The sequence below is a fragment of the Hyphomonas sp. KY3 genome, from assembly GCF_017309975.1.
Taxonomy (GTDB): Bacteria; Pseudomonadota; Alphaproteobacteria; order Caulobacterales; family Hyphomonadaceae; genus Hyphomonas.
Genome location: NZ_CP022271.1, coordinates 1,828,865 through 1,848,364, shown reverse-complemented (window position 1 = coordinate 1,848,364; position 19,500 = coordinate 1,828,865). Strand labels below are relative to the sequence as shown.

Annotated in this window: 19 protein-coding genes; 8 read left to right on the top strand and 11 right to left on the bottom strand. The window is 57.1% G+C overall.

What is annotated here, in order from left to right; genetic code table 11:
* Positions 1–17: 17 nt before the first annotated feature.
* From CFA77_RS09125 to CFA77_RS09105, 5 genes are all read right to left on the bottom strand, one after another.
* Positions 18–1,406, bottom strand: coding sequence for a sigma-54 dependent transcriptional regulator (locus CFA77_RS09125; RefSeq protein ID WP_206990434.1), 1,389 nt, complete (start codon positions 1,404–1,406; stop codon positions 18–20).
* Positions 1,407–1,419: 13 nt separating this feature from the next.
* Positions 1,420–3,684 carry an ATP-binding protein gene (locus tag CFA77_RS09120; protein ID WP_206990433.1) on the bottom strand — a complete coding sequence of 755 codons (2,265 nt, stop codon included), beginning with the start codon at positions 3,682–3,684 and terminating at the stop codon, positions 1,420–1,422.
* Between the two features lie 110 nt (positions 3,685–3,794).
* Positions 3,795–5,171: a sigma 54-interacting transcriptional regulator gene (locus CFA77_RS09115; protein WP_206990432.1), complete on the bottom strand. Its 1,377-nt coding sequence runs from the start codon at positions 5,169–5,171 to the stop codon at positions 3,795–3,797.
* A complete protein-coding gene (locus CFA77_RS09110) occupies positions 5,164–6,237 on the bottom strand; it encodes a nitrogen regulation protein NR(II) (protein WP_084333139.1) in 1,074 nt (357 codons plus the stop codon). Before CFA77_RS09110 ends, CFA77_RS09115 begins: the two co-directional genes overlap by 8 nt.
* Positions 6,237–7,226, bottom strand: a complete 990-nt coding sequence (locus tag CFA77_RS09105; RefSeq protein WP_206990431.1) for a tRNA-dihydrouridine synthase — start codon at positions 7,224–7,226, stop codon at positions 6,237–6,239. The genes CFA77_RS09110 and CFA77_RS09105 overlap by 1 nt, the downstream gene beginning before the upstream one ends.
* Positions 7,227–7,344: 118 nt before the next feature.
* Here CFA77_RS09105 and CFA77_RS09100 point away from each other — a divergent pair, with 118 nt between their 5' ends.
* Positions 7,345–8,487: a bifunctional 2-C-methyl-D-erythritol 4-phosphate cytidylyltransferase/2-C-methyl-D-erythritol 2,4-cyclodiphosphate synthase gene (locus tag CFA77_RS09100; RefSeq protein ID WP_206990430.1), complete on the top strand. Its 1,143-nt coding sequence runs from the start codon at positions 7,345–7,347 to the stop codon at positions 8,485–8,487.
* Between the two features lie 51 nt (positions 8,488–8,538).
* The gene (locus CFA77_RS09095; RefSeq protein WP_034812824.1) at positions 8,539–9,030 is read left to right on the top strand and encodes a CinA family protein; all 492 of its coding nucleotides are present in this window, start codon (positions 8,539–8,541) and stop codon (positions 9,028–9,030) included.
* Here the strand turns inward: CFA77_RS09095 and CFA77_RS09090 are convergent.
* Together CFA77_RS09090 and lipA are read right to left on the bottom strand one after the other, a co-directional pair.
* On the bottom strand, positions 9,027–9,485 hold the full coding sequence (locus CFA77_RS09090; protein ID WP_034812822.1) for a type II toxin-antitoxin system RatA family toxin: 459 nt from the start codon (positions 9,483–9,485) through the stop codon (positions 9,027–9,029). The genes CFA77_RS09095 and CFA77_RS09090 overlap by 4 nt on opposite strands.
* Positions 9,486–9,487: 2 nt before the next feature.
* A complete protein-coding gene (gene lipA / locus CFA77_RS09085) occupies positions 9,488–10,465 on the bottom strand; it encodes a lipoyl synthase (RefSeq protein WP_034812819.1) in 978 nt (325 codons plus the stop codon).
* Between the two features lie 152 nt (positions 10,466–10,617).
* On the opposite strand from lipA, the gene CFA77_RS09080 reads away from it, so the two are divergent.
* On the top strand, positions 10,618–12,195 hold the full coding sequence (locus tag CFA77_RS09080; protein ID WP_206990429.1) for an AMP-binding protein: 1,578 nt from the start codon (positions 10,618–10,620) through the stop codon (positions 12,193–12,195).
* Here the strand turns inward: CFA77_RS09080 and CFA77_RS09075 are convergent.
* Positions 12,192–12,530, bottom strand: a complete 339-nt coding sequence (locus tag CFA77_RS09075) for a helix-turn-helix domain-containing protein (protein ID WP_206990428.1) — start codon at positions 12,528–12,530, stop codon at positions 12,192–12,194. The genes CFA77_RS09080 and CFA77_RS09075 overlap by 4 nt on opposite strands.
* A 60-nt stretch (positions 12,531–12,590) precedes the next feature.
* On the opposite strand from CFA77_RS09075, the gene CFA77_RS09070 reads away from it, so the two are divergent.
* Positions 12,591–13,196, top strand: coding sequence for a 2-hydroxychromene-2-carboxylate isomerase (locus CFA77_RS09070; protein ID WP_206990427.1), 606 nt, complete (start codon positions 12,591–12,593; stop codon positions 13,194–13,196).
* Here CFA77_RS09070 and CFA77_RS09065 read toward each other — a convergent pair.
* Complete coding sequence (locus CFA77_RS09065; RefSeq protein ID WP_206990426.1) at positions 13,187–14,185, bottom strand: adenosine kinase; 999 nt, start codon at positions 14,183–14,185, stop codon at positions 13,187–13,189. The two genes, CFA77_RS09070 and CFA77_RS09065, sit on opposite strands and share 10 nt — an antisense overlap.
* Before the next feature lie 82 nt (positions 14,186–14,267).
* On the opposite strand from CFA77_RS09065, the gene CFA77_RS09060 reads away from it, so the two are divergent.
* Positions 14,268–15,143, top strand: coding sequence for a RimK family alpha-L-glutamate ligase (locus tag CFA77_RS09060; protein ID WP_206990425.1), 876 nt, complete (start codon positions 14,268–14,270; stop codon positions 15,141–15,143).
* 6 nt (positions 15,144–15,149) lie between these two features.
* Here the strand turns inward: CFA77_RS09060 and CFA77_RS09055 are convergent, their stop codons facing one another.
* A complete protein-coding gene (locus tag CFA77_RS09055; protein WP_206990424.1) occupies positions 15,150–15,911 on the bottom strand; it encodes a YdiY family protein in 762 nt (253 codons plus the stop codon).
* Positions 15,912–16,031: 120 nt separating this feature from the next.
* A complete protein-coding gene (nth, locus tag CFA77_RS09050) occupies positions 16,032–16,754 on the bottom strand; it encodes an endonuclease III (protein ID WP_206990423.1) in 723 nt (240 codons plus the stop codon).
* Between the two features lie 54 nt (positions 16,755–16,808).
* On the opposite strand from nth, the gene CFA77_RS09045 reads away from it, so the two are divergent.
* The 3 genes from CFA77_RS09045 (at position 16,809) to CFA77_RS09035 (ending at position 19,465) form a co-directional block, all read left to right on the top strand.
* Entirely contained in the window at positions 16,809–17,303 is a 495-nt protein-coding gene (locus CFA77_RS09045; protein ID WP_206990422.1) for a DUF2244 domain-containing protein, read from the top strand.
* A gap of 96 nt (positions 17,304–17,399) precedes the next feature.
* Positions 17,400–18,731, top strand: coding sequence for a cytochrome P450 (locus CFA77_RS09040; protein WP_206990421.1), 1,332 nt, complete (start codon positions 17,400–17,402; stop codon positions 18,729–18,731).
* A 62-nt stretch (positions 18,732–18,793) separates the two neighbouring features.
* Positions 18,794–19,465: a nitroreductase gene (locus CFA77_RS09035; RefSeq protein ID WP_206990420.1), complete on the top strand. Its 672-nt coding sequence runs from the start codon at positions 18,794–18,796 to the stop codon at positions 19,463–19,465.
* The last annotated feature ends 35 nt before the right edge of the window (positions 19,466–19,500 follow it).

Genomic DNA, 19,500 nt, shown 5'->3' with positions numbered 1-19,500 from the left:
ACAGCCCCTCAACGGCCTCAGCCGTCCTGACGAGTAAGATTCGAGTTTACGCCTAAAGCCTTTAATTTTCTGTGCAAGGCCGAACGCTCCATACCGATGAACTCGGCAGTACGAGAAATATTGCCATTGAATCGGGTGATCTGAAGCGCAAGATACTCTCGCTCAAACTGTTCTCGCGCATCACGCAGAGACAATCCGACAAGCTCTGCCGATCCGCTTTTGCCAACATCCCCCGGAATACCGGACGATTCGCGCGGCAGCTCATCAACACTTACCGGACGGCTGGAGTCAGATGGCGACAGGATCAGGATTCTTTCCACCACATTACGCAACTGCCGGATATTGCCAGGCCAATCCATCGATTGAAGAACAGCCATGGCCTCCGCTGAAAACGTACGAGGCGTCAGGCCAGAAGAATCAGCGATCCGGTTGGTAAAGTATGTGACGAGGTCCCCAATATCGTCTCGCCGCTCTGCAAGCGACGGCACCCGCAACGGCACGACACTCAACCGATAGAACAGATCTTCACGAAAGCGGCCTTCCGAGATTTCATGACGAATATCCTTGGTGGTGGCCGACATGACACGAACATCTACGGTCACGTCCGACTTCCCGCCTACCCGTTGAAAGCGCTGCTCTGTCAGGACCCGCAAAATCTTGTTCTGGGTCCCCAGTGGCATGTCAGCCACCTCATCAAGCAACAGTGTACCGGTATGAGCTTTTTCAAAGAGGCCAATTCGGGTTGTCCGACCCTGGGAGTCCTCTTCGCCAAACAGGGCGCTCTCCATCTGGTCCGGCGCTATGGTGGCCGCGTTCACAACAATGAAGGGGCCATTTTCGCGCAAGGAATTACGATGGATGAGCCGCGCGGCAAGTTCCTTGCCGGACCCGGCTGGCCCGGAGATCATCACTCTGGAATTCGTTGGCGCTACCTTCTCAATCGAAGCTCGTAATGCCGAAGCCGCCTGACTGTCTCCGATCCATTCTTCATTGTCACCGGCTCTGTTCTTCAGCGCAGCATTCTCGTATTTCAGCGCCGCGGACTCGATTGCGCGCTCCACCATGTGCAATAGACGATCAGTCTTGAACGGCTTCTCGATGAAGTCATAGGCTCCACGCCGGATCGCCGCGACGGCTGTTTCGATGTTGCCGTGACCGCTTATTACGATGACTGGAAGAATTGGATCAATCGACTTCAGGTATTTGAGGAGCGACAGCCCATCCATTCCACTGCCCTGAAGCCAGACATCCAACACCACGAGCCGTGGCGTTCGTGCACGGACTTCCTCAAGAGCGCGTTCGGCGGTGTCGGCCGTACGGGCTGAATAGCCTTCATCTCCCAGCACACCCGCAATCAGTTCACGGATATCTGGTTCGTCATCAACCACAAGAATGTCCAAGGCCATAACGCAGGCTCCTCTACACTAGTCCGGCACGTGCCGGTGATTCATCTGTTTCTTCTTCGGGCGTCACTTCAAAAGCGTCGTGCACCCGCATCGCATTGTGTGGCAGCCAAACGCGCACTCGCGCCCCGCGCATCCCATCAAGCCTGTTCTGAAGCGAGATAGACCCACCATGATCAACTATGATCCGATTGACGATGGCCAGACCAAGTCCGGTCCCCTTTTCGCGCGTCGTGACGTATGGCTCCAGCAAGCGGTCGCGTGCGTCCTCTGGAAATCCGGGACCATTGTCTTCGATGGTAATATCAACGCCCTTGTCGGTATCCGAGAGCACAACTCGAATTTGGCCACGCACCTCAGCCTCTTCCGGCATGCCCTCGATCGCCTCTGCAGCGTTCTTGAGCAGATTGCCCAGCGCCTGACCGATCAGGCGTTCGTCGCCAAGATAGGGGACCTTTTCAAGCTCTGATTCAAACTCCACGACAATATCCGGCGTAACCATGCCTTGAGAAAAGCTGGTCGCTTTCAACAGGGACGTCATATCGAACTGGCTGGCATTCGGCTTCGGCATGCGAGCGAATGAAGAAAACTCCTCAACCATTCGACCTATGTCGCCTACCTGACGCAGAATTGTTTCGATGCACCGGTCAAATACGCCGTCAGTATCATCAATCTTGTCGGCATAACGCCTCCTCAGGCGTTCCGTGGACAGCATAATAGGCGTCAGTGGATTGCGAATCTCATGCGCGATGCGACGGGCGACATCTCGCCAGGCCAGCTGTCGCTGCGCATTCACAAGCCGCGTTGTATCATCGAAGGTCAAAACGCAGCCGCCTGCCGGATCTGGCGCTGTCTTGAGCCTGAAGTGTCGTATGGCACCGTTGCGATTGATGTCGATAGACGCATCGACCGGAGAGTTCTGCTGTAATGTATCGTGAGCATATCGAACGAAGTCAGGTGCCACCGCGCCCAGGCTCTCACCGTCTTCAATCGCATCAATCCCGAGCAGATCTCCGGCGGACCTGTTGGCAAGCGTGACAACCATATTGCCATCCATACGGATAACGCCCGCGCTGACTTCCGCTAGCAATGTCTCGACAAAGCGCCGACGGTCTTCTTCCACTTCGCGCGCCTGGATGAGCGCATTTCGCTGTTCTGACAATTGCTCTGTCATCGCATTGAACGACTGGCTCAGAGCATAGACCTCGTCCTTAGCACCCGTCACAGGAACGCGAACAGTGAGATCTCCGTCGCGAACGGTGTGAGCTGCAATTGCAAGGCGACCAATGGGGCCGGTCACCCGACCAGCTGCTTCGAGGCCCAGTCGACCAGCGAGCAGCAGAACCAACGCCGCGATTTGCGCGTAACCAATGGCAAAAATCGTCTGCAACCGACCACCCTGCCGCTTGGCATTATTGTATTGAATGATCTCGGCTTCGGCTTCGCGGAGACGCACGGCAGCGTTCCGATCAAAATTCTTCACCGCATAGATGTATCCATCCAGCGGTTCCGTAATATGGATCAGGGCTGTTGCGATGCCTCGATTTTCATAAAGCGTGGTCGCAATCTCGCCCCGGTCCGCCTCTTCAAAGGCAGGCGCCGGGGGCGGAATCAGGATCGCATCCTGCACGCTCTCCTGAGCAATCAGTTCGACACCATCGGCCCCCAAAATGGCGATGGTAAGGAAATCGCGAAAGGCGAGTTCCGAACGCAAGCCTTCCGAGAATGCGAGGGACGCTTCAGATGACAGGTTTCTGGCGGCTTCTGCGTCTGTGAGATTCGCCTCAACTTCACGCGCGAAGTTTTCAACATCAAGCGCGGCGAGGCGCACATCCACGTCAAACGTAGTCTCGAAATTATCGACATAGGTACGAAAGATTTCAGCGTTCTTTTCCATGACGGAATCGACGCGCTCTCCAAGCCAGTTATCCAGGCCTTGGGTAAAAATGGCTCCCAGAAAAACCGCGACGATGGCCGATGGAACAAGCGCGGAGAAACCGAACAGCATGACGAAACGGCGGGCCAGCCTGCCGCGTCCTTCACTCTCGCTGTTTGACTGGATCGTCAGGTACTCACGAACAATGATGGTCGCGAGCACAATAATGACGACAAAGTTCAGTCCGAGCAGCCAAGGTGTGGCGCCGGCGGTCGGATTGTCAGGATCGACTCCAGAGATGGCAATGAAGGTCGCAAACACGGCGACGAGAGCCGCAATGATAAAGAGACCTTCAAAGAGTGCCCAACTGGCCTTGGTGGCTTGCTGGCTCAGTACATTCGACAACGATACACCGCTCTACACATGGCCGCCCCGGCCCAGTTGCGCTTAAGTCACACATTCGTGCCTCAAAAGCAACAGTGGTGCAGTAAAGCCACAGTCGTCGATGCAGTCAATCACTCTTCTGCAATACCCAATGCATTGATCTTGGCTCGCAATGTGTTGCGGTTCATGCCCAGCAATTGTGCCGCCTTGACCTTGTTGCCCGCAGTCACTGAGAGAGCCAACCGGATCAGAGGCCGCTCAACCTGATCTATGACGTTGGAATACACGCTTGAATCCTCATGGTCACCGCTCGCTATGAGGTCGCCCATCACATAGCGGTGCAACAGGGTTTCGATGTCTTTTTCAAAGCCGGCACTCGATCCCTTCTGCTCGCTTGCGCCGGCGCGCAGCTCCCGCTCCACATCGCGCAATGTGATCGTCTCGTCGGGACAAAGCACCGCCAGCCGCAAGACGAGGTTTTCAAGTTCACGCACATTGCCCGGCCAATCATAGGCTGTGAGCAGATCAAGCGCTGATTTGTCGAGCGTCTTCGCGGCCAGACCCTGTCGCTGCGCCCGGATGAGAAAAGCCCGAGCGAGTTCAGGAATGTCCTCCTTGCGAAGCCGCAGGGGCGGCATGGTCAGCCGCACCACGTTCAATCGATAATAGAGGTCCTCGCGGAACTTGCCGTCATCAACCAGCCTACCGAGGTTTCTGCGGGTGGATGCAATGATCCGCGCGCCACTTGAATCTCGCATCAACTTCACAAGCTGCGTCTGCGCTTCAGCGGGAAGATCACCAATCTCGTCCAGATAAAGTGTGCCGCCTTTCTGGTGGACAGCGCCTTGTTCGCCATTGTGGCCAAATAGCTGACGATTGATTTCCGAAGCAGGTAGTGCCGCAAGATCCAAAGCGACGAAGTTTCCATTTTTCGCGTCACCAAGTTGATGGATTGCACGCGCCGCCAGTTCTTTGCCGGTCCCGCTCTCTCCCTCAATCAGCACAGTCAGATCGGTGTTCATCACTTTCGCGATGATCCGATAGACTTCCTGCATCGCGTCAGACCGCCCAATCAACGGTAGACCGGCGTCGCTGATGGCCTTTTGAGATTCAGGATTGATCGCGCGGGCCGAAACTTTCGGTTGTGATTTCAAGGCGCGCTGGACAAGCCCGGACAGCGTGTCGATGTCGAATGGCTTGGGCAGATAGTCAAACGCACCATGCTGCGCAGCCGAGGCTGCCGTCAGGATTGTATTCTGGCCACTCATGACGATGAAGGGCAGATCAGGCCTGGCGAGCTTCAGCGAAGGGAGCAGATCAAAAATGGAGGCGTCCCCAAGGAACACATCCGAGACGACCACGTCGCCCTCCCCGTTACGCACCCAGCGCTCCAAGGCCTCAGGGGAACTCGTCGCCCGGACCTCATAGCCCGCAGCCACGAGGGTCTGGTTCACAATCAATCGAATGCTTGCATCATCTTCTGCAAGCAGAACGGTTTTCTCAGCCATCGGTCTTTTCCCCAGTACCAAGCGGTAACAACACTGAAAAGCGCGTCGAGCCCGGCACGCTGTCTACACGAATCTGGCCGCCATGAGCGGTCACGACTTCCTTTACAATCGACAGTCCAAGCCCACGGGCCCCAGACTTGCTGCTTTGGAAAACTTCAAAAATGGTATTCTGGCGATTGCGGGCTATGCCCTTGCCGGTGTCTTCTACCGAAACCAGCATTGCGCGGCGAAGACCTGCACCCAGTCGCGCCTGGCGGAAAGAAAGACCGGCGGCATAGGAGGTTCTTACCGTCACCTTGCCCGGCGTGTCGCCGTCCATCGCGGCTTCCGCAGCATTGCGGATGAGATTTTGGAAAGCCTGCTGCAGATGATCAGAATCCCCGATCACTGGTGGAAGGGATGGATCAAAGTCCCGTTTGAATTCCACCTTGCTCCCCATCGCGGCACGTTCCGAGGCCAAAACGCGCTCCAGGAGAGCGTGGATATTGAAAGGCTCCATGTGCGGCGCTGAAAACAGCTCGAACGCCGAAAGGCGGTTCACCAGTCGCTCGATGCGCCGGGCCTCTTCCTTGATGATTGACAACAACTCGGACTGGCCATCGACCGATTGGCGTTCGAGCAATTGCGCGGCCCCGATAATGCCGCCGAGCGGGTTTTTCACTTCATGACCCAGAATGCGGCCGAAACCAGCAACACCGGCGGCAGACTCATTCACGTCCCGCGTCGCGGCTTCACACATCGCGATCATGAAACCATTGTCGTCAGTTGATCTGACCCAGATATCGCAGATCTGTCGCGACATAAGACCAGGGCCGGTGATCGGAGTCCCCGGCGCAGTAATATCGCCCACGGTTCGATGGGCCCGGTCAAGCAGTTCGAAGACCGGGGAGTCGTGATAGACTATCTCGCTGAGAGGTTTGCTGCGGAGGCCCCGACGAGACAGCTGCAACAGGCTTTCCGCTGCTGCGTTTACCTCAACAACTTTCCTGCGTGAATCAATCAGCAACAACGCAATAGGAGACAGATCTCCCAACCGCGGAGCTGACATGGCGACGTCGCTGGCCATCAGGCGGCCTCCATTTCTCTGGATCTTGAGTAGACGGCACGAAGCGCCGATTTCAGTTCTTCGAAATCGGCGATTTGACAGAGCCGTGAGCGAAGCCTCCGCCGCTCATCAGATTCGAGCGGAAGTTGGACAGCATCAATCGCCGCCGAAACGTGCTTGCGTACCGTGCGAAGACCGAGAAACTCTCCGTAGAGTTCAACACTATCCGAAACCTGCTCAAGCAGACTATCAATCTGCTCTGAAAGGCCAGGCATCTGAAAGGTTAGACCTTCGAGATGAGCGTTGATTTGACCCGGCAGCCAGGGACGCCCCATGGCGGCGCGACCAATCATGACGCCATGTGCCCCCGACTGAGCCAGTGCAACATCAGCATCTTCGGGCATCTCTATGTCGCCATTCACGATCACTGGCAGGGATACAGCCGCGACCGTGTCAGCAACCCGCGCCCAGTCGGCATTGCCTTTGTAGAATTGGCATCGCGTCCTGCCATGCACGGTGAGCATACAAATTCCCATCCGCTCAGCGGCGACCGCGATCTCCGGCGCGTTCAAGCTCTGGTCGTCCCAGCCAAGGCGCATTTTCAATGTCACGGGCAGGCCGTCTGCACCATCGAGGGCAGCTTGAATGATTTCGAGCGCCAGAGGCACATCCCGCATCAGGGCAGAACCTGACTGCGCGCCCGTCACCTGACGAGACGGACACCCCATATTGATATCGATCACGTCGACGCCGGTCTCACGCAACAGTTGCGCCCCCCTCAGCATCGCCTCAGGACGGCTGGCCGCGAGTTGGACGATCCAGTGCCCCTGGCCATCATGACGACATGTGCGACGCACCACATCCGGACGAGCTGCAGCGAGCATGTCACCGGCAACCATTTCTGACACGACAGCAGGTGCGCCAAAGCGACTTGCTTGACGACGCATCGGCGCATCTGTCGCGCCGGACATCGGCGCGAGCCATACTCGAGGTGCCCGAAAATTGGTCATTCTACTATCTTTCCGTTTTTTTAGACTTTCGCAAGTGCACAATATGCAAGCAGTTTTCCGCGAATGTCGCCACAATCACCTGTAGCCAACCTTTGCGACCTCCCATAAAAAGCGTCGTATGAACAAGGTGATCGCCATCATAGTCGCCGCAGGCCAAGGTCGACGGGCAGAGAGTGCACGTGCGAAACAGTGGTGCGATCTCAATGGCCGACAAGTCATCGAGTGGTCAATTGAGGCTTTCAGGACACACCCTCGTATTGATGAGATTATTGTCGTTACAGGTTCGGATGTCCCGGAGGATTTCACTCCAACACACTGCCTATGCGTATCCGGTGGAGCCACTCGCACACTATCCGTCCGCAACGGGCTCAATGCGATCAATGCCCCGCAAGACGACGCAATCGTCCTGATACATGATGCGGCAAGACCGGGGCTGACCCATAAGGTGATCGATGTTCTATTGGACGCCCTGAACACACATGCTGCTGCAGCACCTGCCCTGCCCGTCCAGGATGCGTTGAAACGACAGACGGACAACACCCTGGAGACCGTCTCCCGCGAGGCCCTGTTCCGCGTCCAGACCCCTCAGGCCTTCCGGTTTGGCGCCATATCGCACGCACTCGAAGAGGCGAGTGATGATCTGGTTGACGACCTAGCAGCGGTTGAGGCGCAAGGCATCGAAGTAAAACTCGTGCGCGGCTCGGACCGTCTGCACAAAATCACCTATCCCGAGGATTTCGATATGGTTTCGAGGCTCATGGCACCGCCAGTCAGTCATATGCGTATCGGAAAGGGGTTCGACGTCCATGCTTTTGAACCGGGAGATCATGTCACTCTATGCGGCGTAAAAATCCCGCACTCCGCATCGCTGAAGGGGCATTCTGATGCAGATGCTGCCTGGCATGCCCTCACCGACGCAATTCTGGGTGCGGCTGCACTTGGCGATATTGGCGATCACTTTCCGCCAAGCGATGACCGGTGGAAGGATGCCGATAGCGGCATGTTCCTCAAGCATGCCCAACGGCTCGTCGGCGAGCTGGGGCTAGCCATAGGAAATTGCGACATCACCGTGATCTGTGAAACACCGAAGGTGAAACCGCATCGGGAAGGTATGCGGGTTCGGACCGCGGAGTTGCTCGACCTGCCTCTGGAAGCAGTGAGCGTGAAAGCAACGACAACCGAAGGGCTTGGCTTTACCGGTCGCCGGGAGGGCATCGCCACCGAGGCCGTCGTCACGCTTTACCCAACGACGACCGAATGAGGCTCAAATCTGCTCTTCACGGCAGGCCGAACTCCACATATCGTGCGCCACATGTTTCCAGACCGACTCCGAAATCTCGCAATGTTGATCCTCGACGACGCGGCTCAAGCTCGCCTGCGCATCTGCACGGCCGAAAGCTGCACAGGTGGCCTTCTTGCAGGCTTGCTGACAGACATCCCCGGCAGCTCCGCCGTGTTCGAACGGGGCTTCGTCACCTATTCCAACCGCGCCAAAGAAGAAATGCTGGGCATCGCTGGCGATGTCATGGCTGACTATGGTGCCGTGTCCGAGCCCGTTGCGCGCATGATGGCAGAAGGCGCGCTGGACGCCAGCCGCGCTAATATCTCCGTTGCCATCACAGGCGTAGCTGGCCCCGGTGGTGGCACCCCCATGAAACCAGTGGGGACCGTCCATGTGGCGTGTGCGCGCGAAAATCGCGCCGTCATTCATGAAATGCTTCAGGTTGGCGATATCGGACGTGAGCAGATTCGTCTCGCGGCAATGGAATGCGCGCTGAAACAGATCCAGATGCAGATCGCCTAGGCTGAACCGCCATAACGCCGCTCGGCCTCGGCCAGGAAAGCCGAGAGGATCTTGTTGACCGCAAGCTCCTGATTGGCGGCGGCCAGCATGCCGATGAACGGATTCCGAAAATCATAATCGATTGAAAGCGAAATATCAGAGCCATCCTGGCTCGATGCGAGAATCGTCCACTCGGCTTTCAGCTTCCGAAATGGCCCTTTGACCAGGGACGCAACCACATTGCCGGCATTCGGGTCGGCCACGACTCGCGTGGTGAACCGCTCAACGAACCCCTTGAAGCCAACGGCGGCCTCTCCGATACAGGTAAAGCTGCCATCCTGGCGTGCCGTCATTTCGGACACGCGCATGGCGGTGATCCACTTGATGAAGTTCGGATACGCCGCAATGTCGGACACAAGCTCGAAAGCCTGCTCCCCACTATACGGAACACGAACAGATTTCGAGAAATGCGGCATGCCTAAACGGCGGCAGCGGCCATCTTGGCCTCACGCGCAGCCCGCAACCGGGCAAAATCTTCGCCCGCATGGTGCGACGACCGGGTAAGAGGTGAAGCTGACACCATCAGGAAACCTTTGGAGCGGGCGATTTCCTCATATGTCTTGAACTCTTCCGGCGACACATAGCGATCGATCGCGGCATGCTTGCGAGTCGGCTGCAGATATTGGCCGATGGTCAGGAAGTCGATTCCCGCTGACCGCATGTCGTCCATGACTTGCATGACCTCTTCCTTGGTTTCACCCAAACCCACCATCAAACCAGATTTTGTGAATTGGGTCGGATCACGGTCCTTCACTTTCTCCAGAAGTCTGAGGGAATGAAAGTAGCGCGCGCCCGGCCGAATGGACAGGTACAGGCGAGGCACCGTTTCGAGATTGTGATTGAATACGTCCGGCTTGGCGTCGATCACCAGATTTTCGGCACCGTCCTTGCGCAGGAAATCTGGCGTCAGGATTTCGATTGTGGTTCCGGGTGACATCGCCCGGATTGCCTGAATCGTGTTGACGAAGTGCATCGCCCCGCCATCGGACAGGTCATCCCGATCTACCGATGTGATAACAACATGCTGCAAGCCCATTTCGGCGACGGCCTCTGCCACACGGCGCGGTTCATCTTCTTCTACCCGGCCCGGAGTCAGTGGCTTGCCTGTGGAAACATTGCAGAAACTGCATGCCCGGGTGCATATCTCACCCAGAATCATCATCGTGGCGTGTTTCTTGTCCCAACACTCTCCGATATTCGGGCATCCGGCTTCTTCACAAACAGTGACCAGCCCTTTCGATTTTACGATCTGGCGCGTTTCAGCATAGCCCTGCGAGGTCGGCGCTTTAACACGAATCCAATCAGGTTTGCGCAGGAGCGGCGTATCCGGCCGCGACTGCTTTTCCGGGTGTCTGTGCTTACGCGTGCTCTGCGTCAGATCGATGAGATTTGCCATGGTGTGAAAATGGACGTGACCAGCTGTTTCATCAAGGGAAATACACTGCAGAGTGTTTATGCAATCTTGCATTAGGGGTTGCGACAGTGTCGATAAATGACAGATTGTTACAATAAACATGAGGCAACGCCTCGGAGGAAACGAAGGCCATCATGACCGGACAGACCATCCCGGCACCTTTGCCATACCAGCCATCTCGCACCAGAACCGACCTTTTCAGCGCGCTCTTTCGCGCGAAAAAGGAATTCGGCGCGGACAAGACGATTCTCGTTGATGGCGACGACCGGCAACTCACCTACAAGGATCTTGTTCAGGGGTCCCTCGCCCTCGGATCAGCGTTGCGCCAAGGAACCAAATCGGGTGAGGCAGTCGGCGTGATGTTGCCCAGCGGCGCCGGTGCCGTGATTGGGTTTTTCGCGCTCAGCGCCTTCAATCGCATTCCCGCCATGTTGAACTTTACCGCTGGCTCGCGAAACCTGAAGGCCGCGCTTAAGGCAGGTCAGATAAGCCGCATCATCACGGCTCACAAGTTCGTCGAGCTCGGCGGACTCGAAGCACTGATGGAAGAATTGTCGGGCTCCGCCGAAATCGTCTACCTTGAGGATGTGCGGGAAAACCTGACACTGGCCAACAAGCTGATAGCCGCTGTAGGGAACATCTTGCCTGGTCTTGTCCGGAAACAGTCCCGCTACAAATCCCCCGGCGTCATGCTGTTCACGTCTGGCACAGAGGGCGAGCCCAAAGGGGTCGTGCTGAGTCATGAAAACGTCATGGCAAATGTTGAACAGGTACGGGCTCATATAGGTCTCAGCCCCGATACGGACAGTCTGTTCAATCCCCTGCCGACATTTCATTGTTTCGGCCTGACGGTTGGTGCGGTCTTGCCGCTCGTGGCCGGCATCCCGGTCATATTCCATCCCTCACCGCTGCAGCCCCGTGAAATCGTGCGACGGATCCGTGCGAACCAGTCGACCATCCTGCTCGCAACGGACACGTTCATCTCTCAATATGCCCGGATCGGGAATGACGGTGACATGAGCTCTGTGCGGCTGGCTGTGTGCGGCGCGGAACGGGTAAAGGATGAAACCCGCGCCCTGGTCCGCCGCAAATTCGAAATCGAAATCCTCGAAGGCTATGGCGCAACCGAAGCCTCTCCCGTCATCGCGGCCAATAAGTGGGAAGACAATCGGCCGGGAACTGTCGGGCGTCTCATGTCAGGCATGGAGTCCAAGCTGCTGCCGGTCGAAGGCATCGAAGATGGCGGTCGGCTACATGTTCGCGGGCCGAACATCATGATGGGCTATCTGCGGCCGTCAAACCCCGGCATGCTTGAACGCCCCGAAGGCGGCTGGCACGACACCGGCGACATCGTGGCGATCGATGAAAGTGGGATCATTCGCATCATGGGCCGCGTCAAACGCTTCGCGAAGATTGGCGGTGAAATGGTCTCTCTGGCGGTGGTTGAAAACTGCGCGAGTGCGATCTGGCCCGACAATCTGCACGCAGCCGTTACGCTTCCGGATCCCCGCAAGGGTGAGCAGGTCATTCTGCTCAGCGATACCAAGGCAAGCAATCGCGAAGACATTCTCGCTTGGGCCAAGAATCACGGCGTGCCGGAATTGTCTGTTCCGAAACGCGTCTATCATGTTGATGAAATCCCGGTCCTCGGAACCGGCAAGATCGACTATGGTGCTGTGCAGAAAAAAGTAGAAGCTCTGCTGAACGACTAAGCCGACGTCGTGCGTCGCACGGGCATGTGTTTTTTACCCCAATCCTTCAGGGTCAACAGGGCTGGAGCCAATTCCTGACCCTTCTCGGTCAGCACATAGTCAAACCGTTTTGGCGTCGTTGTATAGGCTTTGCGTTCCAGCACGCCTGCTTCGACAAGCCGTTTCAAGCGGTCGGCCAGGATGTGTCGTGTCATACCGCTTGAGGCAATAAACTGTTCGAAACGGGACAGTCCCAGGAAGCAGTCTCGAAGAATCAGCATCGTCCAACGATCCCCAACCAGTGAAAGCGTTCGCGCAACCGGGCACCAATTATCGGATAAATCAGACCATTTCATGCTGACACACCTATACTGTTTTGCCATAGTTCCAAAATGAAACTCATTTGAGAGGGTCCCATGGCAGGCAAATTCGAATTCTATTTCGACTATATCAGTCCATTTTCTTACGTGGCCAATGCCGCAGTGCAACAAATATCCGCCCGTACCGGGGCAGATATCGTGATCAAGCCAATGTTTCTGGGCGCTGTAATGCAGGCTACAGACAACAGGCCGCCTGGCATGGTGCCGGCGAAGGGTGCATACATGATGAAAGATCTCCAACGCTGCACAACCCGCTATGGCTTGGACTTTCGGATGAACCCCTATTTCCCGATGGTCAGTACCCGCAATCTGTTGCGCGCAACCTGCGGACTGGACAATGACCCCACTGAGCAGAAGCGATTCATGGATGCCTGCTTCCAACATATGTGGGCGTCCCCAACCCCACTCAAACCAGATGATGACGATTCGGTTCGGGCAATGTGCGAGCAGGAAGGGTTCGACTTCCGTCAGATTCAGGAACTCGCTCAGGCAAGCGCCAGCAAGGACGCCATGAAAGCCAACACCGATTCAGCCATTGCCCGAGGAGCATTCGGCGCGCCGACATTCTTTGTCGGTGACGACATGTTCTTTGGGCATGACCGGCTCGACTATGTCGAAGAGGCTCTGAAGGCTCAGGCGTAAATGCCGGCCTGCTCGGCGAGTGTCTTGTAGGACTGTTCCGGGCGTGGTCCGAAATGCGCGATGACCTCGGCCGCAGCGATGTGACCAAGGTGCGCGCATGTCTCCAGCGGCAATCCACGAGATATTCCAAACAGGAAACCCGCCGCATATTGGTCGCCGGCTCCGGTTGTATCGAGAACCTGATCGACAGGCTCTGCCTTGACGCTGATGGGGTCACCGGCGCCGATCACGACCGATCCCTTCTCGCTGCGCGTAACCGCCGCGACGGCGGTGTCCTGTTGAAGCGCAGCCAAAGCCGCGTCGAAATCTTTCGTTTCGTACAGGGAGAGCAGTTCTTCCTCATTCGCAAACAGAATGTCGACATTGTTGCGAACCAATTGAAGGAAGCTCGCGCGATGCCGGTCTACACAGAATTTATCCGACAAGGTGAGCGCCACTTTGCGGCCAGCGGCCTTGGCTATTTCTGAGGCAAAGACAAACGCTTCCTTGGCATCTTCGCGGTCAAACAGATATCCTTCCAGATAAAGAATGCCCCCTGCCCGCACGGTGTTTTCGTCCACGTCATCCTTGGAGAACAGGACCGACGCGCCGAGGAATGTGTTCATGCTCCGCGCACCGTCTTCCGTCACGAAGATGATGCTGCGTGCCGTGGCGGGTCCGCTCTCAAGAGGTTTCGTCGCGAAGGGCACACCCGACGCGGTCATCTCGCGTGTAAACTGGCTGCCGAGTTCATCCTTGGAGACTTTGCCAATATAGGCGGCACGTGCGCCGAAGCTCGCAAGACCGGCGATCGTGTTGGCGCCACTGCCGCCAGATGTATAGAATGGGTCCACCGCGGCCTTGGTCAGGGCTTCTGCACGATCTTCCTCGATCAAATTCATCGCATTCTTGTGAATGCCCCATTTTTCGAGGAACGCATCGTCCGTTTTCGACATCACATCCACAATGGCATTTCCCAAGCCGACGACATCGAAGCGGATTTCACTCATTTCACAGATTCCCTGATTGCTCGGCGCCAATTGCCAGAGCTGCCTGCTGGACGCAACAGCTGCGCATGATAAACGCCTGCGGATGAAAATTGCATATTTGTCCTCCCAAGTTACCCAGCCCGGCTCTCCCATCCGGCGGTCCGATGCGTTCGAGCACGATTACATGATGCGCGCATTGAGACCCGAATTCTCAGAGCGTGGCATGGACATTGTGGATATCTGTTGGGACGATAGTTCTGTTGATTGGTCACACCATGACGCCGCGCTGATTGGCACGACGTGGGATTATTGGGACCGACAGGACGAATTCCTGACCACGCTTGAGACCATTGAGGCTCAGACACGCTTGTTCAATCCTGCTGCGCTGGTCCGCTGGAACAGCGACAAGGTCTATCTCAAGGATCTCGCAGCTCGCGGCGCAGATCTGATCCCGACTCTCTGGATTGATGAGATGACCGACGATCAGTACCGAAGCGCCTTTGACGCGCTCGGCGAAACGAAGCTGGTGTTCAAGCGTCAGGTCGGCGCAGGGGCGAGCGGTCAGCACTTGCTGAACTCAGATGACCCAGCCCCCAGGATGCCACACCCAATGATGGTGCAGCCCTTCCTGTCGACGATCCAGACCGAAGGCGAACTGAGCTTCATCTTCATTGATGGTGAGCTGTCGCACGCGCTGATCAAGCGCGCCAAGCCCGGCGACTATCGCATTCAGTCGACTTATGGCGGCCAGGAAGAAACGATCGAGCCGAGCCGGGCGGATCTGGACGTAGCGCGGGCGATACTCGGTCTACTCGACGACATCCCGCTATACGCCCGGGTCGACATGCTGCGCCATCCTGACGGCTCCCTGCTCCTGATGGAACTCGAATTGATCGAGCCATATCTTTATCCGGAACAGGGCGCACGTCTTGGAGGACTTATCACCAAGGCCGTGGAGACCCGTCTAAAAGCGGGTTAGGCGACCTTAATCGCCGAGCGTATAGACGAGCGAGAATTTCGTGGCGGTATCGGTTGCCTCATAGGTTGGCTGAGGCGCAGTGTCGTGGCGCACATCGAAGGACACGCGAGCCGCGAGGTGGCCATTCAGCGCGGCGGTCAGCCCGATACTGTTATTGATCTGAGTGGATTCCTGACCATAGACCACATTGGTCTTGTTGCTCAGAGACACAGCCTCATTGAAGGCATAGAAATACTCAGACTGCGCTACCGCACCCAGTGACTCTTCAGTACTCGCCGGCGTGATCGTTACAGCCCCGGTGCTATCCGTCGTGATCTGACGCTTGACTTCATCAATCTTGAAACCAGGGCCGCCGCGCACCGTCCAATGATGGTCTTCATCATCCAGGACATGCCAACCGACACCCCCACCAACAAAAGTACGGCTGTCGAAGCCGGTAAACTGGTCGACCTCATAGGAGGCCCGTCCGAAAGTGAACATCGTGTCGTTGAAGTCATGCTCCAGGTCCACCGCGCCGAAGTAGCGGTTACGGCTCTCAACGCCATCTTCCTTGCCGTAGTCCCCGGAGAGCTGAATCCCGAAATTCCAATCGCCGGCACCGCGATCAAGGTCGATGCCGAGACCGGCTTCAGACGTTTCCGTGTTCCCGGTTGTCAGTCCTGCGCTGAGGGAAGACTCCCCCGACCAGCCATCCTCAGCCACAGCTGGCAGGCCGGACAGAAGACAGAAGGAGGCTGCGCCAAGGACGAATTTTCCTATGCGGTTCATGCGGTACGCTCCATTTTTACCTGTGCGATGCGGTGTCGGTTGGAGGTGGCCGTGATTTGGTTAAATTTGGGCGAACTGGAGGCAAGCCGCGTGTAGTGCAGTCGCGACACACCCCACCCGTCAGGCTTTGGGACCAAGAGACGATACAGCGGACGGGTCAGGTGTCTTGGGTTTGAACCGGCACAAATCGGATATGGCGCAATGCCAGCATTCGGGTTTGCGCGCCTTGCAGACATACCGCCCGTGCAGGATCAGCCAGTGGTGCGCGCCCTTCTTGAAGTCGGCGGGCGTCGCACGTTCCAGCCCGGCTTCGACCTCGTCCGGCGTCTTGCCGGGGGCTAGCCCTGTCCGATTCGAGACGCGGAAAATGTGCGTGTCGACCGCAATTGTGTGGTGCCCAAAGGCTTCGTTCAAAACCACATTGGCGGTCTTTCGGCCGACACCGGGCAAGCGCACAAGTTCTTCCCGCGTTTGCGGCACGTCGCCGCCGAATTCATCCAGCAACATCTGGCTCAGCGCGATGACGTTCTTGGCCTTATTGCGCCACAAGCCAATCGTCTTGATGTGCTCCGCGACGCCGGCCTCCCCCAGCGCCAGCATCTTTTCCGGCGTATCCGCAAGCGCGAACAATTTCGCAGTGGCTTTGTTCACCCCGACATCGGTGGCCTGTGCCGACAAGGCCACAGCCACGACCAGCGTGTACGGATTCACGAAATCAAGTTCTGTGCGAGGATCCGGGCGATCTGCGGCAAGTGCCGAAAAGAGCGCGGTCGCCTTCTCGGGTCCAAAAACGCGCGGAGCGCGCTTCTTCTTGGTTTTCGGGGTGGATTTGAGCTGTGTCATTCCGCCTGTCTAATGCCCCCTCGCCTTCGCACAAGGCCATGCTATTTTAGACATATGAGCGCGCCGAACGAAATCATCTATATGGACGCCGTTCTTCGGCCCAATCAGTCGCTCAGCCAGCGCGGCTTCGCCATCGTCATGGCAATTGTCGGCGGCGTCAGCTTCCTGACGGGTATCGCCTTCATCTCGATGGGGGCCATCCCCGTGATCGGCTTCTTTGGTCTGGATGCCCTCGCCTTCTACTTTGCATTTCGCATGTCCTTCCGACAACAGCGGGAAGAAACCCGAATCGTCGTGACAGCTGAAGAGCTGCGGTTAACTCACAAAGGCGCCAATGGCAGCGAGAAGTCAGCGACTGTGCCGTCCGCCTTCGCGAGAATCGAACTCGATGAGCCGCTGAACGCAAATAGCTGGTTGCGGGTTGAATACGGCCAGACCGCCTATGTCATTGGGCGTTTCCTGACCTTGCCAGAACGAAAGTCATTGGCCCGCGCGACACGCGCAGCACTACAGAATGCAAAACGCGAACGGCATATCGCAAAAAAATGACGCCTGCGTCATAGTTTTTTCAGAATAGCCGTGTTAAGGTGACGCCGACGTCATAAATCGAGCCTGAGACAAAGGCTTACTGTCGGAGGAAAATTGATGGCTGCTGATACGGTTCACCTGCTTGATCACCCTGCCCTGGAGCGCCCAAAGATCACTCACCGTGATCCGCTCTTCGAAGGCTATCTCGAAATTGGCGAAAAGGCACCGCCTGCCAGTTCGCTGCCTCTTGCGGAGCTGCACCCCGAGGATCCGGAACTCTGGCGGCAACAGGCGATGTGGGATCGTTTCGAGCGACTGCGCAATGAAGCCCCCGTGCATTATACAGCTGACTCCTTTGTCGGCCCGTTCTGGTCGATCTCCCGCTATGAAGACATCATGGCGGTCGATACCGACCACAAACGCTTCTCTTCCAGCTGGGAACATGGCGGCATCACGCTGGGCAGCCCACCGGAAGATTTTGAGCTGCCGATGTTCATCGCAATGGATGAACCGCGCCACTCTGAACAGCGCAAGACGGTCCAGCCAGCCGTTGCCCCAAACATGCTCAAGGAATTCGAGCCACTGATCCGCTCGCGGACCCAGGGCCTGCTCGACTCCCTTCCGGTCGGTGAGCCGTTCGACTGGGTCGACACCGTCTCCATCGAGCTGACCACGATGATGCTGGCCACACTGTTCGACTATCCATTCGAAAAACGTCGCGACCTGACCCATTGGTCCGACATGGCGACCGGCATGAACAATCCGGACATCTGCCCCGGCGGGGAAGAACAGTGGAAGCGCGAAATGATGGAATGTCTCGCCACTTTCATGCAGATCTTCCAGGAGCGTGGCGCGCAGCCGCAGAAGAACGATCTGATCAGCCTGCTCGCGCATGGTGAGAAGACCCGCAACATGACGCCAATGGAACTGCTCGGGAACGTCATTCTGCTCATCGTGGGCGGCAATGACACGACCCGAAACTCGATGACCGCTTCGGTCTACGCGCTGAACAAGTTCCCAGCAGAATATGACAAGCTGAAAGCAGACCTGTCGCTGATCCCGAACATGGTCTCCGAAACGATCCGCTGGCAGACGCCGCTGGCTCACATGCGCCGCACGGCGCTCGAAGACGTCGAGATGCACGGCCAGACCATCAAGAAGGGCGACCAGGTTGCCATGTGGTATGTCTCAGGCAACCGGGATGAACGCTTCTGGGACCGCCCGAATGACTATATCATCGACCGTCCCGATGCCCGTCGGCATATCTCGTTCGGCTTCGGTATCCATCGCTGCGTCGGCAACCGTCTCGCTGAACTACAGCTGCAAATCCTCTGGCAAGAACTGATGGAACGCTTCAGCCATATCGAAGTGCTCGACGAACCATCCTTTTCTGCGGGCGGCTTCGTGAAGGGGTACACATGGATGCCAGTGGTCCTGCACGGCAAATAAGTTTTGGCTGACGCCACGCCAAGACGATAAACCTCCCATCAGACCAGATGGGAGGTTTTTTCATGGACGTATCACAGGCAGTCGCGCAGCGTATCTCCACACGGGCCTTCAAGCCCGATGCACTTTCTGAAGCCGATATCCGCGAGTGGCTGAATCAGGCCCAGCGGGCGCCCTCCGGCGGCAACACACAGCCTTGGCGAACCATTGTCGTCACTGGCGACGCCAAGGATGCCGTCATTCGCATGGCCGCGCCTGTACTGGCTGCAAATCCAAAGGGTCAGCCAACAGATCGCCCCATTTACCCGAAAGACCTCTGGGAGCCCCACGAAGCGCGCCGCCGCAAAGTGGGCGAGATGATGTACGAAACGCTTGGCATTCCGCGAGAGGATCGCGCAGCGCGCATCGCCTGGTTCGCCAACAATTTCCGTTTCTTTGACGCCCCCGTGGCGACATTCATCGTCATCGATGAGCGGATGGGACATGGTCAGTGGGGTCACACTGGCATGTACCTTCAAACCCTGGCACTGCTCGCGGAAGAGCGTGGCTGGGGGACGTGCATGCAGGAATGCTGGGGCATGCTGCGCCCCGCCCTGAAAGACCATTTCAAACTGGCCGATACCGAAATGGTCTGGTGCGCGATGGCGGTCGGAAAGCCTGATCCATCCCATCCGGTAAACACATTGCGGGCAGAGCGCGCGCCATTGGAAGAGATCGCAGAACTGCACGGCTTCTAATTTCGGCCCTATTCCTGCCGGATCGGTATGGCGCA

Excerpts from the sequence above, each read along its gene's own strand:
- CFA77_RS09060 (WP_206990425.1), top strand. The coding sequence starts at position 14,268 with ATGAAAATTGCATATTTGTCCTCCCAAGTTACCCAGCCCGGCTCTCCC.
- lipA (WP_034812819.1), bottom strand. The coding sequence starts at position 10,465 with ATGGCAAATCTCATCGATCTGACGCAGAGCACGCGTAAGCACAGACAC.
- CFA77_RS09115 (WP_206990432.1), bottom strand. The coding sequence starts at position 5,171 with ATGGCTGAGAAAACCGTTCTGCTTGCAGAAGATGATGCAAGCATTCGA.
- CFA77_RS09095 (WP_034812824.1), top strand. The coding sequence starts at position 8,539 with ATGTTTCCAGACCGACTCCGAAATCTCGCAATGTTGATCCTCGACGAC.
- CFA77_RS09070 (WP_206990427.1), top strand. The coding sequence starts at position 12,591 with ATGGCAGGCAAATTCGAATTCTATTTCGACTATATCAGTCCATTTTCT.
- nth (WP_206990423.1), bottom strand. The coding sequence starts at position 16,754 with ATGACACAGCTCAAATCCACCCCGAAAACCAAGAAGAAGCGCGCTCCG.
- CFA77_RS09040 (WP_206990421.1), top strand. The coding sequence starts at position 17,400 with ATGGCTGCTGATACGGTTCACCTGCTTGATCACCCTGCCCTGGAGCGC.
- CFA77_RS09055 (WP_206990424.1), bottom strand. The coding sequence starts at position 15,911 with ATGAACCGCATAGGAAAATTCGTCCTTGGCGCAGCCTCCTTCTGTCTT.
- CFA77_RS09125 (WP_206990434.1), bottom strand. The coding sequence starts at position 1,406 with ATGGCCTTGGACATTCTTGTGGTTGATGACGAACCAGATATCCGTGAA.
- CFA77_RS09105 (WP_206990431.1), bottom strand. The coding sequence starts at position 7,226 with ATGACCAATTTTCGGGCACCTCGAGTATGGCTCGCGCCGATGTCCGGC.
- CFA77_RS09075 (WP_206990428.1), bottom strand. The coding sequence starts at position 12,530 with ATGAAATGGTCTGATTTATCCGATAATTGGTGCCCGGTTGCGCGAACG.
- CFA77_RS09035 (WP_206990420.1), top strand. The coding sequence starts at position 18,794 with ATGGACGTATCACAGGCAGTCGCGCAGCGTATCTCCACACGGGCCTTC.
- CFA77_RS09110 (WP_084333139.1), bottom strand. The coding sequence starts at position 6,237 with ATGGCCAGCGACGTCGCCATGTCAGCTCCGCGGTTGGGAGATCTGTCT.
- CFA77_RS09100 (WP_206990430.1), top strand. The coding sequence starts at position 7,345 with ATGAACAAGGTGATCGCCATCATAGTCGCCGCAGGCCAAGGTCGACGG.
- CFA77_RS09090 (WP_034812822.1), bottom strand. The coding sequence starts at position 9,485 with ATGCCGCATTTCTCGAAATCTGTTCGTGTTCCGTATAGTGGGGAGCAG.
- CFA77_RS09045 (WP_206990422.1), top strand. The coding sequence starts at position 16,809 with ATGAGCGCGCCGAACGAAATCATCTATATGGACGCCGTTCTTCGGCCC.
- CFA77_RS09065 (WP_206990426.1), bottom strand. The coding sequence starts at position 14,185 with ATGAGTGAAATCCGCTTCGATGTCGTCGGCTTGGGAAATGCCATTGTG.
- CFA77_RS09080 (WP_206990429.1), top strand. The coding sequence starts at position 10,618 with ATGACCGGACAGACCATCCCGGCACCTTTGCCATACCAGCCATCTCGC.